The 12782-nt window shown below is 64.9% G+C and carries 14 protein-coding genes; 8 read left to right on the forward strand and 6 right to left on the reverse strand.

Going from position 1 to position 12782, the window contains the following annotated elements; translation table 11 throughout:
* The first annotated feature begins 19 nt into the window (after window positions 1-19).
* A complete protein-coding gene (locus tag C446_RS16510; protein WP_006674268.1) occupies window positions 20-637 on the forward strand; it encodes a hypothetical protein in 618 nt (205 codons plus the stop codon).
* Between the two features lie 27 nt (window positions 638-664).
* On the opposite strand, the gene C446_RS16515 is transcribed toward C446_RS16510, so the two are convergent.
* Entirely contained in the window at window positions 665-1429 is a 765-nt protein-coding gene (locus C446_RS16515) for a hypothetical protein (protein WP_006674269.1), read from the reverse strand.
* A 226-nt stretch (window positions 1430-1655) separates the two neighbouring features.
* On the opposite strand from C446_RS16515, the gene C446_RS16520 reads away from it, so the two are divergent.
* The 3 genes from C446_RS16520 to ccsA all read left to right on the forward strand — a co-directional run bounded on the left by C446_RS16520 (window position 1656) and on the right by ccsA (window position 5930).
* Window positions 1656-3029, forward strand: coding sequence for a cytochrome-c peroxidase (locus C446_RS16520; protein ID WP_049920310.1), 1374 nt, complete (start codon window positions 1656-1658; stop codon window positions 3027-3029).
* Window positions 3030-3104: 75 nt separating this feature from the next.
* A complete protein-coding gene (locus tag C446_RS16525; protein ID WP_006674271.1) occupies window positions 3105-3566 on the forward strand; it encodes a thioredoxin family protein in 462 nt (153 codons plus the stop codon).
* Window positions 3567-3596: 30 nt separating this feature from the next.
* Entirely contained in the window at window positions 3597-5930 is a 2334-nt protein-coding gene (gene ccsA, locus C446_RS16530) for a cytochrome c biogenesis protein CcsA (protein WP_006674272.1), read from the forward strand.
* Between the two features lie 22 nt (window positions 5931-5952).
* On the opposite strand, the gene C446_RS16535 is transcribed toward ccsA, so the two are convergent.
* A complete protein-coding gene (locus C446_RS16535; RefSeq protein ID WP_006674273.1) occupies window positions 5953-6636 on the reverse strand; it encodes a heme exporter protein CcmB in 684 nt (227 codons plus the stop codon).
* Window positions 6633-7448, reverse strand: a complete 816-nt coding sequence (locus tag C446_RS16540) for an ABC transporter ATP-binding protein (protein ID WP_006674274.1) — start codon at window positions 7446-7448, stop codon at window positions 6633-6635. Before C446_RS16540 ends, C446_RS16535 begins: the two co-directional genes overlap by 4 nt.
* Before the next feature lie 56 nt (window positions 7449-7504).
* On the opposite strand from C446_RS16540, the gene C446_RS16545 reads away from it, so the two are divergent.
* Window positions 7505-8185 (forward strand): cytochrome c biogenesis CcdA family protein, encoded by a 681-nt coding sequence (locus C446_RS16545; RefSeq protein ID WP_006674275.1) that lies wholly within the window; start codon window positions 7505-7507, stop codon window positions 8183-8185.
* Window positions 8186-8211: 26 nt separating this feature from the next.
* Here the strand turns inward: C446_RS16545 and C446_RS16550 are convergent, their stop codons facing one another.
* On the reverse strand, window positions 8212-8796 hold the full coding sequence (locus C446_RS16550; protein WP_049920316.1) for a DUF411 domain-containing protein: 585 nt from the start codon (window positions 8794-8796) through the stop codon (window positions 8212-8214).
* 133 nt (window positions 8797-8929) lie between these two features.
* Between C446_RS16550 and C446_RS16555 the strand changes: the two genes are divergently transcribed.
* Together C446_RS16555 and C446_RS16560 are read left to right on the forward strand one after the other, a co-directional pair.
* Window positions 8930-9427, forward strand: coding sequence for a cytochrome c maturation protein CcmE domain-containing protein (locus C446_RS16555; RefSeq protein ID WP_049920311.1), 498 nt, complete (start codon window positions 8930-8932; stop codon window positions 9425-9427).
* Between the two features lie 252 nt (window positions 9428-9679).
* Window positions 9680-11191 (forward strand): molybdopterin-dependent oxidoreductase, encoded by a 1512-nt coding sequence (locus tag C446_RS16560; RefSeq protein WP_006674278.1) that lies wholly within the window; start codon window positions 9680-9682, stop codon window positions 11189-11191.
* 217 nt (window positions 11192-11408) lie between these two features.
* Here the strand turns inward: C446_RS16560 and C446_RS16565 are convergent, their stop codons facing one another.
* Together C446_RS16565 and C446_RS16570 are read right to left on the reverse strand one after the other, a co-directional pair.
* Window positions 11409-11552: a CcmD family protein gene (locus C446_RS16565; RefSeq protein ID WP_006674279.1), complete on the reverse strand. Its 144-nt coding sequence runs from the start codon at window positions 11550-11552 to the stop codon at window positions 11409-11411.
* 6 nt (window positions 11553-11558) lie between these two features.
* A complete protein-coding gene (locus C446_RS16570; RefSeq protein WP_006674280.1) occupies window positions 11559-12305 on the reverse strand; it encodes a cytochrome c biogenesis protein in 747 nt (248 codons plus the stop codon).
* A 281-nt stretch (window positions 12306-12586) separates the two neighbouring features.
* Here C446_RS16570 and C446_RS16575 point away from each other — a divergent pair.
* Window positions 12587-12782: uroporphyrinogen decarboxylase family protein (locus tag C446_RS16575; protein ID WP_006674281.1), on the forward strand; the 196-nt coding region annotated here is incomplete at its 3' end.

The raw sequence follows: 12782 nt of genomic DNA on the forward strand, positions 1-12782 counted from the left end.
ACGCCCGAACGCCGGGACGATGACTTCGGATAGCGACCTCGACGGAGTGGCTGGTGTCGACCTCGACTCCGACCCCAGCTCCGGCAGCACCAACCGCCGTCGCTTCCTCGCGCTAAGCGGCGTCGGTGCTGCGGGACTCGCGGGCTGTATGGATTTGGGCAGTGACGCCGACGACGGTGACGGCCCGTCGGCCGACGAACCGTCCGCGACCGCCTCGAGCGGCGAAACCCGCACGGTGACGCTGATCGTGCAACCGGACCCCGACGGGCTCTGGGAGGCCCAGCAGGAGGTTTCGAGCGCACTCGAGGAGGGAGAACTGGATCGAGAAGAGGCCGAGCGGCAACTCGCGGAGCGCGAACGGGAGTTGATCGAGGCGGCGGTCGACGACGCGAGTACCCGGATCGACGAAGTCGGTGCGACGGTGCTCGATACGGTCGAGCGCGAGGGGACCATGCTCGTCGAGGGTGAACCGCTCGCGATGGTGGACCTGCTAGACGCGCCGTCTATCTCCGCGATGCTCTCCGAAGATCGGTTCGACCAGGCCCAGCAGCGAGAAGAGGCTGGTGAACTCCCGGAGGACGGGCTCGGATCGGACGAGCCGGCGACAAACGAGTCGGCGACCGATTCCGACGGGTAACGCACTCGGACAGCCCGCGGTCCCGGATCAGTCAGCGCCGTCCCCGGCCGCCCCGTCGGTCTCGGCAGTTACTTCCTCGGGGATCGATACCTCGACCTCGTCGTGGTCGGTAAACGTCGTCTCGACGGTCACGATTGCCGGCTCGCCGCCCTGGCTTACCTCCATCCGCATGTCGGTTCCGTAGAGAGTGTCCGTCTCCGTGTCGATCAGGACGTAGTAGACGAATTCTTCGAGGGAGGTCCCTACGTGTCCCGACTCATCGATTCCCGCGAGGTCGGTCTCGCGGTCCTCGGGGACATCGAGTTCGTACATCGTCGTTTCGACCCCGTCGACGGTTTCGGACCGGATCGGTTCGAGCGTCGCGTTTTCGAACGCGTCGGTCGCCGATCCGAGCCGATGTGTGTCCTCCCAGGTGCCGTCCGCCGTTCGCTCCCAGCCGTCGCCGTCGCTCGTGTACCGTACGTCTTCGAGGACGTACTGCTCGGTTTCGGTCGTTCGCGGATCGGCCCCGACGTGGGTTTCGGTCGCCATCGTCAGGTGGGCCTGCCGGTCCGTGACGTCGACGGCACCGTCGATCGTCGTCGTCTCGTTGACCATCGCTGCCTGTAGCGTCCGTTCTACTTCGACGTGGTAGCTCTCGACGGCCTCGACGTTTGCCTCGAGCGCGTCGACGTCGACGCCGGTTCCTTCGCTATCGTCCCCGAGGAAACCGATGCCGCCGGCACAGCCGGCGAGCAAGACGAGACCGCAGACGACGAGCACGGCTCCGACGGTCCGGTTGACTGGTGCCACGATGTCCGACGTTTCGGGCGACCGGTTCCTAAAGCTTTCTCTGGGTCGTTCGCGCCCCGAATCTCGAGGGCCGAGACACTCGCGCGGTTTTCCCTGGCGTAGTATTTAAACACCCGTCATATGACCGAAAACATCGAAATCTCCTTCACTGTCCAATCAGCTGGGGTTCTACGCCGATGGGAACCCCCCGAATATTTATACTGTGGCCGGCAAAAATCGAACCCGCATGGGGTATAGTCGACAGCTGCTACTAGTCGTAGCCGTCAGTCTCTTGGCGATCGTTGGTGCAGGGGCTGTGGCTGCGGCGGATGCCACGGAAGAGCAAAGCGCTGAACCGGTGATCGAGGGCGATGTCGCCCCGCAGGTTCAGGAAGACGACGAAGAGGACGACGAGGCGGAGGACCTCCCGGTAGAGCCTCCGACCGAGGAATCACACCCGGGCTACGAGTACATCGAACGTGAAGACGACACTGAAGAGAAAATCGAGCTCGGCGAACAACTCTACTTCGATCCCCGTATTTCCGAGACGGGGACCATCTCGTGTAACACCTGTCACAACGTGATGGAAGGCGGTGACGACAGCCGCCCCGTCGCGATGGGTGTCCACGGTGAGACCGGCCCGGTCGCGTCGCCGACCGTCTGGAACTCCGGGTTCCACCACACCCAGTTCTGGGACGGCCGTGCCGACACACTCGCAGAGCAGGCCGAAGGGCCGATCGTCGCCGACGTCGAGATGGGCATGCCCGACCACGAGGCAGCCCTCGACCGCGTCCGAGCGGTCGACGGCTACGTCGAGCAGTACGAAGACGTCTACGGTGACGAAGTCGACGGTGACGATCCCGAGGATCTCGTGACCCTCGAGAACACCGTCGATGCGATCGCGGCCTACGAGCGCACGCTCGTGACGCCGAACAGTTCCTACGACCAGTACGTCGAGGGCGACGCTGACGCGATGACTGATCAGCAACTCGACGGCATGGAGTCGTTCCAGGAACTCGGCTGTCAGAGCTGTCACTCCGGACCGATGTTCAGCGGTCAGTGGGACGAACCCGAGTCCGGTGAGGGCGTCTACCAGCCTCACCCGACCTTCGATGACAACCCACAGTGTGAGGAGTACATCGAGGAGTACGACCTGATGGAGAACCCGGGTCGTGCGGGCGTCACTGACGACGAGGCCGACGAGTTCATGTACAAGGTGCCGACGTTGCGCAACGTCGAACACACCGCGCCGTACATGCACACCGGCCAGGTGCCGACCCTCGAGGAGTCCATCCGCGTGATGGCGGCCTGTAACCTCGACGAAGATCCATCCGACGAGGAAGTCGAGGACATCGCCGCCTTCCTCACGAGCCTGACCGGGGAGTACCCCGACCAGGAGATGCCGCGACTGCCGAACCCGAGCGGTGAATCGATGATCCCGATGGACGCTGACGCCGAATTCGAGGACATCGAGGAAGAACGCGACGAGGACGCCGACGAAGTCGGAGATGACGACGCAGACGACGGCATCCCCGGTATGACGATCGGCGCGGCAGTCATCGCGCTTGCGATCGCGACCGCTGCGGCGCTCGTTGGCTACACGCGACGACTCAACGAATAGGCGCTCGTCGTCCCTTTTTTGGGAAGTAGCGATAACTCTTTCAGCGATCGATCCGAACGACGATACGTCCGACGAATGACCCCCCGGAAACTCCTCACGATAGCCGTGCTCATCGCCGTACTGGGGTTTGGCTACTACTCGATGAACGCAGCCCCGGTTCTCAGCGATCACGACTACACCTACCAGGGCGGGATCGAGTGGCACGAGGACCCCGACGAGGCGATCGCGGTCGCCGAGGAGCAGGACAAACCCGTGCTCGTCTACTACTGGACGACCTGGTGTACCTACTGTCAGGAGTACGACGACAACCACTACCAGAACGACGAGATACGTGACGAACTCGACGAGTACGTGCTCCTCGCGATCAACCTCGACGAGCCAGGACCAGGCGCATCGCTCGCTGCCGAACACGAGGCCGCCTACCCGCCACAGCACGTCATCATGACCGCCGACGGCGACGAACTGTCACGGCTCGGCGGCTACGTCGAGGAGGACCGGTTCCTGGAGGAGCTCCGGGCCGGGGTTGATTCGGCATAGGAAGTCGGGACCGATTGACTGTCAGAACCAATGATTCCGAACACACTCACACCTGGAACGCTGCTGATCGCGATTGCAGCGTTCGCAAGTAGTCTCGCGGCCATCCTCCTGTTGTACGGCTACGTCTATCGAACCGACGACCTCCGCCCCGTGACGCTTGTCGCGGCCGGAACGTCGACGCTTTCGCTGGTCGTCGCTCACACGTACCTCACCTACCAGTTCGTCGTCGGCGACTACACCAACGCGTACGTCTGGCAAAACTCGGCGGACTACCTCTCGCTGCTGTACCGCCTGACGGGCCCGTACGCGAACCACGAGGGATCGATTCTCCTCTGGGCGACCCTGACTGCCGTCGTCGCCACGTGGACCGTGTACTCGAGTCGGTTCCGGGGTCGTGGAGCGAACCTCGCCCAGTCGATCTCGCTGGGGATCGTCGCCGTCTTCGCGACGATGCTGGTCGCCCAGAGCCCCTTCACCCCAATCGAGGTCGCGTTCCCGGACACACCTGCCGGGTTCGTGCCGCCGGACGGTGACGGCCTGAACCCGCTGCTGGTCGATCCCTGGATGGCGATCCACCCGCCGATCACCTTCGCCGCGTACGCGCTGTTGATCGTCCCGTTCGCACTGGGGATCACACACTTCGTCTCGCTGTTCCGTGGTGAGGGAAGCGTCTTCGACGAGTGGCTCGGGAGCATGCGCCAGTGGCTGCGTGTCTCGTGGCTGTTGTTGACCGCGGCGATCGTCTTCGGTGGCATCTGGGCCTACGGCGTCCTCGGCTGGGGCGGTTTCTGGTCGTGGGACCCCGTCGAAACCGCCGTCTTGATCCCGTGGCTCGCCCTGACTGCCTCCCTACACTCGATCAACCGCTACGCCAAGACCGGCGAGTACCCGATCTTCGCGCCGGCGTCGGCGGCGATCATCTTTCCGCTGGTCATCTTCGCGACGACGGTCGTCCGCAGCGGGGTCTTCCGGAGCGTCCACTCGTTTGCGGCGGGTGGGATCGGGACCGGCATCCTGTTCCTGCTCGGGGTCACCGGGACGGCGGCGATCCTCTTGCCCTTTGGCTACTGGTTCCTCGAGGCCGAGGAGAGGTCACGCGCTGCCGACGAGCCGTGGCTGAGCCGACGGACGGTCTACCACGGCGCTGTGCTCGCCTTTGCCGTCCTCGCGTTCATCTCGGTCTGGGGGCTGTCTTTCCCCGTGTTGCGAAACGCTGCGACCGGCGTCGAGGTCAGCGTCGGCCAGGACCACTACAACCTCTGGAGCTACCCCGTCGTGGTACTGGGGCTGCTCGCGGGCGGGCTGTACGCCCTGCTCGATCTCCGGCGGCGTAAGCTCGCGATCGGCGCGACCGCGGCCGTCGCCGTCGCGACCCTCGTCGCGGCGTTTGTCGCCCCGTCGGCGAACTGGTATCTGAGCGACCCTGCCGCCCACGATCCGCTCGTCTACCGGATCGTCGGCTCGGCCAGCGTCCTCTCGATCGTCCCACCGACCGCGTTCTTCGCGGGGAGCTGGATTTGGCGGTACGTCGACCGGATTCGTGGCGTCCCCTCGCGGGCGTTCAAGATCCGCGAGACGGGGATCGTCCTTATCCACGTCGGCGGGGCGGTGTTGATCGTCGCCATCTCCTTCGTCTACCTCTTTGCGACGTCGGCGTCGGTCGCAGTCGTCGGGATCGACGACGCCGGGAACAACCCCGAGCCGATCGTCGAAGAGACTCCCGACGGCGAGTACGAAGTCCACGTGACTAACTACGAGACGGCCGAGGTACCGACCATCGAGGAGGCCGCTCGCAGCCCCGAGGAGGTACTGACCGTCGACGAGGACGCCTCGCTCGTCAGGGGGGAGATAACTGCCATCGATTCGGTCGAGGGCACGACGATTGCCCGGCTCGAGGACTCGAGCGTCTGGCTGGCAGGTGCCGACGAGTCGCTGTTCGAGGAAGGCACGGAAGTAATCGCTCGGGGGACGGTCTTCGAGGGTGAGACGGCGGCCGCCGACGCCGAGGCGTTCGTCTACACCGATGCGGACAACATGGGTTCGGTGTCGGAGCCGCCACGAGACGTGCACACGCCACGGATGACCTCCCACGAACTCGACGTGGCAGTCTACGAGGCTGGCGAGCGCGTCGCCGAGGGGACGATCGCCGAACAGGAGTATCTCCGTTCGGAGATGAACACCAACGACGCCGTCATCGAGCGCGGGATTACCGGCGACACGTACGTCGTCGGGTCGATCGACGAACGCGGCGCGTCGATCACTATCGACACGTATCCGCTTGCCAATCAGATCTGGCTGGGTGTCGCGTTGATGCTCGTCGGGATGACGGCGCTGACGCTGGCGGATAGTCGACGCGACCGGTAACGAGAGCCGGTTTCCTCTTCCCTCACTCCTCGACGACGTACTCGAAGGTCATCCAGCCCGCGACGAGGACGAGCAGGTCGTAGGTGAGCAGGATTCGGAACCATGCCGACGTCATCCCCTCCGAGAGTCCCGGTTCGGTCAGGGCCGTCCCCGAGAGGATGATCGGGATCACCAGCGGCACGAGCAAGACCGGCAACAACGACTCTTGCAACTGGGAGTGGAGCATGAGGATCGACAGCAACACGCCGACCGCACTGAACCCGAGCGCGGCCAGCGGGACGACCAGCAACACCGTCGCCAACGTCGCCATATCGAACGCGTAATCGAGAAAGACGACGACGAACCCGAGGCTCAACAGGCCGATCCCGGTGATAAACACCGTCGAGCTGGCAACTTTCCCGAGATAGATCGCCGATCGATCGACCGGCGCGAGCAGGAGGCCGGCGATGGCCTCGTTTTTCCCCTCGAGTGCGACGGCGTGGCTCATCCCGACCGCGCCGCCGAAGACGACGGCGAGCCACAGCGCACCACGCGCGAGGACGTCACGGGAGCCGACCTCCTCACCGAAGACGAACGAGAAGACGACGATGATGAGCAAGGCGAAGACGAACGCGGCGTTCGTGGTCTGCTTGCTACGGGATTCGACGAGCAGGTCCTTGCGAGCGATCGTGTAGACGACCCGGAGGTAGTCCCCGATCCCGGTCATCCGTCGTTCGATCCTCCTGGATCGTCAGTGTTGGTTCCGCTCGCGCGTTCGGTTCCCGTCCCCGCAACCGTCGACCGCGTCGGGACCGCCCTCCCACTCGTCACCGCTCGTGGCTCTCCGCCCGTACAGCGCCGTTCGTACTCCTCGAGTACCTCTGCCGCGTCGTCGAACGCCGTCGTCTCGAGGTCGCCGACGAGCCGACCGTCGTTCACGAAAAGCACCCGATCCGCCAGTCGGTATCCCCGCTCGAGGTCGTGGGTCGCGGCCAGTACGGTCCGGTCCTCGAGGTCCTCGAGGACCGCGGCGACACGTTTCAGTGACGTCTGGTCGAGCCCGGTGTAGGGCTCGTCGAAAAGCAGGAGATCGGGATCGTGAACGAGCGCACGCGCAAGCGAGACGCGTTTGCTCATGCCATGCGAGAAGCCGGCGACCCGTTCGCCCCCGCGGGAAGCGAGCCCGACGGTCTCGAGGAGCTCGTCACAGACGGCGGCGTCGACGCCGTGCAGTCGGGCGTGCAGCCGGAGGTTCTCACGTGCCGTCAGTTCCTCGTAGAGCATCGTCTCGTGGGCGACGACGCCGAGCCGGGAGCGAACCGCCGCGTTGCCGCTGCCAAGCGGCTCGGAGCCGATCTCGATGTCTCCTTCCGTCGGACGGGACAGCGACGCGAGCATCCGGATGAGCGTCGTCTTCCCCGCGCCGTTGGCCCCGAAGAGGACGGCCGTCTCGCCGGCCTCGAGATCGAAAGAGACGTCATCGACGCCGACGTGGGTGCCGAACCGTTTTGTCACGCCGGAGACGGAGACGAAAGCCATTGCCCGACGCTTGGCGGACGCATGACTTAAGCATTGTAATTCCGTACTGTCGCCCGATGGAGCTTCCGACGCTGTCAGTCGTTCTCCTCGCGGGTGCGGCCACGATTCTGACGCCGTGTTGTCTCCCTTTGCTCCCGCCGCTGCTGTCGGGCAGCGTGGGCCATCGGCTCCGGCCCGTTGCGATCGTCTCGGGAAGCCTGCTTTCCTTTACCGCGCTGGGCGTTCTCGTCGGCGCGCTCGGGTCCTTCTCGCCCGACACGCTGCGCGCACCGGCGTTTCTGGCCATCGTCGCTTTCGGTGCGGTGATGGTCGACGACGATCTGCATCGCGCCTACTCACGCTACGCCTCGCGGCTCTCGAGTACCGCCACCGAACGCGTCGGCGCGCTCGACGAGCAGCGCCATCCCCTGGCGTCGGCGTTCTCGCTTGGCCTCTTGCTGGGCGTGATCTGGCTTCCCTGCGTCGGTCCCGTACTGGGGGCCGTCCTCGCGTACGCCGCGACGACCGGAGCTGCCGTCGAGAGCGGCGCGTTCCTGTTCGTCTACGGCGTCGGGTTCGCGATCCCGCTGCTGGGCGTCGCTTACGGCGGCAAACTCGCGGGTCGATCTGTCGCTGATCACCTCGGCGTGCTCGGGCGACGGGACGTCGTTCGACGTGCGGTCGGCGTCGTCCTGCTCGTGACGGGGGTCGCCCTGCTGTTCGAGCTCGATCGAGTCTTCCTCTCGGCGCTGTACTGAGAAACGGGCTACCGACGCCGCGACGATCACACGGTCGTATACTCCTCGCCGCCGTCCTCGTCGAACGCGTAGATCTGTAGCGGCTCGTCCCCCCGGGGCCCCATCCCTGGGGAGTGTCTCGGCATTCCGGGTGCTGCGATCCCTCGCACGTCCGGGTCGTCTTCCAGGAGCGTTTCGACCGCCTCGAGCGGGACGTGACCTTCGACGAGGTAGTCGGCGTCGTCTTCCTCGCCGAGCACGAGCGTGTGACAGCTCCGAACGTCGGTCGGAACGCCCAGTTCCGTCTTGGTCGCGGCGAGGTCGTCGGGGTACTCGACGCGAACGTCTATCCCGTGGCTCTCGAGGTAGCTTACGTACTCGCCACAACAACCACAGTTCGGGTCGTGGTACTGGACGGCCGACTCGAGCGGGAGCGAACCCGACCACTCCCAGTGGGTCTGGTTCTGGCGCTGGTCCTGGGCCGTCCCCGAAGCCGATCCTTCGGGATCGGTCGGCGTCGAGTCGGTTTCAGTCGGCTCGTCCCCGTCGAGACAGCCGGCGAGGCCGACCGACGCCAGTATCGTCCCCGTCCCGGCCGCGACGAATCGTCGTCGAGACACTGGCACGCGCATACCGGTCGTTCGGACGACAGAGTAATATACCGACCGGTCGATCCGACCGCGTCGGAACGCCGTCGCCACCGACGTTCCTACCGCGTCGTGACTGGCGAAGGTTTGATGTAACAACGACCGGAAGAGACATGTAATGGATCGGAATGTAAAGGTAGTGGTCGGTGGCGTCGGCATCGTCGTCCTCCTGGCGATCCTAGCGACTACGACGATGGGGTCGGCTGCCCAGTTCGTCACCCCGACCGACCTCGCGGAATCCGACGAGCACGACGACACCGTCGTCAAACTCGAGGGGCAGGCGGTCGGCGTCGACGACAGCGGCCCGATTACGTTCGACGTCGCGGACGGTAACTACACCAAGTCGGTAACCTACGACGGCGAGATGCCCGAGACCATGTCCGACGGCCGGGTCGTCGTCGCCGAAGGACACTTCGACGGCGACGAACTCGAGGCCGACGACCTGACGGTCCGGGCCCACGAGGGCGAACATCCCGAGGATCACCCCGAGACCGAGAAAAACGAGACGCCCGACCTCCACGGGGCACACGCCGAGACCGACCTGAACGAGACCGACGGTGAAGACGACACCGGAGAAGACGACGAGGACGGGTACGACCAGTACGACGAGAACTAACGACCCGAACGCCGTCCCCACCGATTTTTGAAACCGAACTATCGGTTTCCGGGAGCAAATATTTTCTTTCCGATTCGATACCATCGATTCCCGATCTGGGATAACGAGGCGGGTTTTTAATTACGCGGGTCCCCGAGTACTGGCCATGACAGACGGGATCGACGTACCGACGACCGCTCGAGGAGCCATCCCCGGCGTCGACCGATCGGTTCGGACAGCTCGAACGGGACCGTCGGTTCGGGTGGTCCGCCGATGACCGATCGCCGGCTCGTCGCGGTCGTAACGCTGCTTGCTGCAGGTATCTCGGCGGTCGCGACGTCGTTCGGTATCTACGCGACCTCCGAGCGGTTCCTCGTTTCCGCGTTCAACCGGCTCGTCCTCGAGGTGTTGCCGGGCTGGTTCGTCTCCGCGATAATCCAACGGTTCGGTGACCTCGCACTCGAGTTGAGTCTCCTCTTTTCCGGGGGGCTGTTGTCCGTGATCGTCGGTGCGGTGGCGCTTGCTGGCTATCGACTGGGCACGAGAGCGGGCCCCTCCTCACGGGAGCCGGTCGGCGTTGCGGTCTCGGCCGTGCTCGTCTTCCTGGTGGCCTATCCGGTCGTCGGCGTCGCACGCGCCGTCGTGCTCCCGGCGATCGTCGGCGCTGCCGTTGTTGCGGGGTTCGATCTGCTGTCGGCCTCGGGTCGTGACACCACCGACGTGAGCCCCGACCGTCGGTCGGTCGTTCAGGCGGTCGCGGTGGTCGCCGGGTACAACGTCGTCGCGCACGGACTCGGGCTCGTCCGCCGGGAGCAGACCCAGCGGACCGAACGGGAACTACAGGAGCGTGCGACCCGACTCGAGGCGGAGCATCTGGTCTCGGAGGCCCACGACGCCGGGCTGGACGCGGACGGCATCAAGCCCATGATCTCCGCGATCGGCGAGTTCTACCAGGTCGATATCAACCCGAGCCCACCGTCGATCGACGCCGACGCCTGGACACTCTCGGTATCGGGGCTCGTCGAGGAGGAACTCGAACTCGACTACGACGATGTCCGGGGGTACGAGACCGTCAACCGATACAAGGCGATCCGGTGTCTGAGCGACGATATCGACGGTGAAGAGCTCGACACCGCCGTCTGGACCGGCGTTCGGATGACGGATATCCTCGAGGACGCCGGCATCGAAGACGAGGGAGCGTACGCGATGCTGGAGGGGGCCGACGACTACTTCTACTCGGTCCCACTCGCTGACCTGGAGGAGTCCGTGCTCGCGTTCGGGATGAACGGGATGGAGCTTCCCGCCGGTCACGGCTACCCCGTGCGGTTGCTCGTCCCCGACCGGTGGGGCAAACTCCACGTCAAGTGGCTCACGGACATCGAGATCATCGACGACGAAGAAGGCGGCTACTGGGAAGAACGCGGCTGGCACGGCATGGGAGCGGTGAACGCGGTCACCAAGGTCGACCGGATCAACCGCCTCGAGGACGGTCGCATTCAGCTGGTCGGGCACGCCTACGCTGGGGCTCGCGGCGTCGAGTCGGTCGAAGTGTCGATCGACGGCGGCGACAGCTGGGAGGACGCGACGATGAGCGACCCACTTCCGGAGCCGGACACGACGCGCCAGTGGCTATACGAGATCGAGCCGGAAGACGGCGATCCGGACAGCTACGACGTGTACGCACGAACGGTCGACGGCGAAGGAACTGTCCAGCCGGAGGAACGATCGGACCCGTTCCCGGACGGTGCGACCGGGTGGGCACAGCGAACCCTCAGACGCGAGTGACAGCTCGTCGCCGTCCCGCCGTCTCCGCCGTCTCCGCCGTCTCGAGGCCTCCGATCGACGACCGTCCCGTCGACTGGGGTACGGTTCACCGACGTAATCGGAAGAGACGTCGCCGTTGCAGAACCGACGAATCGTCGTCGGTCTCGTGTCCTGTACGTTAGTTCCGGTGGGTCCACTCCAGGTCGCGGTTGCACCGAGAAATCGCTAGCAACCGGTCTCAGTCCTGTCGACTCGAGTCGTGATCGGTCGTCACGTCCTCGAGTCGCTGTTCGAGCTCCGAGAGCCGGTTTCGCAGGTAGAACACGTAGATGACGAGGGCTCCGAACACCGTGCCGTACGCGAACAGTAGCAGGTAGTCCATGGCTGATCACTGACCCTCCGTCGGTTTGTAGGTTTCCGTCCGCGTGCGGTTTTTCAGCGAGTCGACGCGAGTCGCCAGCTCGTGCAGGCGAACCCTGGCACCCAGGAGGTACAGATAGAGAAACAGGACGCCGATCATCGACACGAACAGGACCGAGGCCGTGATGGCGGCCTCCGCGTCCGGGTTGCCGATCGACGGCGCGTGGAGGCGAGCGGTCCACAGCCGCGTCGACGCGTAGGAGATCGGGACGGTGATGAACCCGACGACGCCGTAGACGGACGCGAGCCGGGAGACCCGGCCCGCTCCACCGCCACTCGAGTAGATGATCAGGTAGCCGGCGTAGATGAACCAGACGAACAGGAACGTGACGAGCCGGATGTCCGACCAGTCCCACCAGGTGTTCCAGATGACCCGTCCCCACGCGCTGCCGGTGACGAGCGTTAGCGTCGCGAACACGAAGCCGAGTTCGGCGGAGCCGTGGGCGAGCTGTTCCCAGAAGCGCGTGCCGGTGAGGAGATAGAGGACACAGCCGAGGAACGTCACCGTCAACGCGAGTCCACCGACCAGCGCGAGCGGGACGTGCCAGTATGCGATGAGGTTGATCCCGTGGCTGACGCCGTACATCGAATCGGACGCGTAGCCAAACACCAGTCCGATCGACGCGAGGCCGAAAACCAGCGCGAGATAGCCGTGGATCGAACTGCAGAGTATCCGCCGTAGCAGTCCGACCGTCCGCGTTTCGTACGAGCCCATACGCCTGGGTACGCGGCCACTCTCAAAAAACATCCGTCCCGTTCCCGCGGGTCGGTGATTCCGTCACCGGTCACAGTGGCGATATCGTCTCCACCACGAACGTGTCCGGCCCCACCTATATAATCTGGCTGTATTTTACAGCCGTACCAGCGTAACCAGATAGTAATAAGTAGGGGCTACATATGCACCCACCGACGGCTGTCCGAGGCTCGTCGCCCCACCGCAGGGCCACCGCGGTGGGTTTCACAACTATTAGGCCACCCCCTCGCTTACGGGCGGGCATGAACGACCTGTTCCGCAAGGCTGCACGGGGCGAACCCACCGAACGCCCCCCGGTGTGGATGATGCGCCAGGCCGGGCGATACCTGCCCGAATACCGGGAGCTGCGGGAGGATTACTCCTTCCTCGAGGCGATCTCCACGCCGGAGGTCGCCGCAGAGATCACGCTCCAGCCGTGGGAGCGGTTCCGACCCGATG

This window comes from Halobiforma nitratireducens JCM 10879 (assembly GCF_000337895.1).
Classification (GTDB): Archaea; Halobacteriota; Halobacteria; order Halobacteriales; family Natrialbaceae; genus Natronobacterium; species Natronobacterium nitratireducens.

What these genes read in the sequence shown, in the direction of transcription:
- C446_RS16510 (WP_006674268.1), top strand. Translation starts at nt 20, where the DNA reads ATGACTTCGGATAGCGACCTCGACGGAGTGGCTGGTGTCGACCTCGAC.
- C446_RS16520 (WP_049920310.1), top strand. Translation starts at nt 1,656, where the DNA reads ATGGGGTATAGTCGACAGCTGCTACTAGTCGTAGCCGTCAGTCTCTTG.
- C446_RS16525 (WP_006674271.1), top strand. Translation starts at nt 3,105, where the DNA reads ATGACCCCCCGGAAACTCCTCACGATAGCCGTGCTCATCGCCGTACTG.
- ccsA (WP_006674272.1), top strand. Translation starts at nt 3,597, where the DNA reads ATGATTCCGAACACACTCACACCTGGAACGCTGCTGATCGCGATTGCA.
- C446_RS16535 (WP_006674273.1), bottom strand. Translation starts at nt 6,636, where the DNA reads ATGACCGGGATCGGGGACTACCTCCGGGTCGTCTACACGATCGCTCGC.
- C446_RS16540 (WP_006674274.1), bottom strand. Translation starts at nt 7,448, where the DNA reads ATGGCTTTCGTCTCCGTCTCCGGCGTGACAAAACGGTTCGGCACCCAC.
- C446_RS16545 (WP_006674275.1), top strand. Translation starts at nt 7,505, where the DNA reads ATGGAGCTTCCGACGCTGTCAGTCGTTCTCCTCGCGGGTGCGGCCACG.
- C446_RS16550 (WP_049920316.1), bottom strand. Translation starts at nt 8,796, where the DNA reads ATGCGCGTGCCAGTGTCTCGACGACGATTCGTCGCGGCCGGGACGGGG.
- C446_RS16555 (WP_049920311.1), top strand. Translation starts at nt 8,930, where the DNA reads ATGGATCGGAATGTAAAGGTAGTGGTCGGTGGCGTCGGCATCGTCGTC.
- C446_RS16560 (WP_006674278.1), top strand. Translation starts at nt 9,680, where the DNA reads ATGACCGATCGCCGGCTCGTCGCGGTCGTAACGCTGCTTGCTGCAGGT.
- C446_RS16565 (WP_006674279.1), bottom strand. Translation starts at nt 11,552, where the DNA reads ATGGACTACCTGCTACTGTTCGCGTACGGCACGGTGTTCGGAGCCCTC.
- C446_RS16570 (WP_006674280.1), bottom strand. Translation starts at nt 12,305, where the DNA reads ATGGGCTCGTACGAAACGCGGACGGTCGGACTGCTACGGCGGATACTC.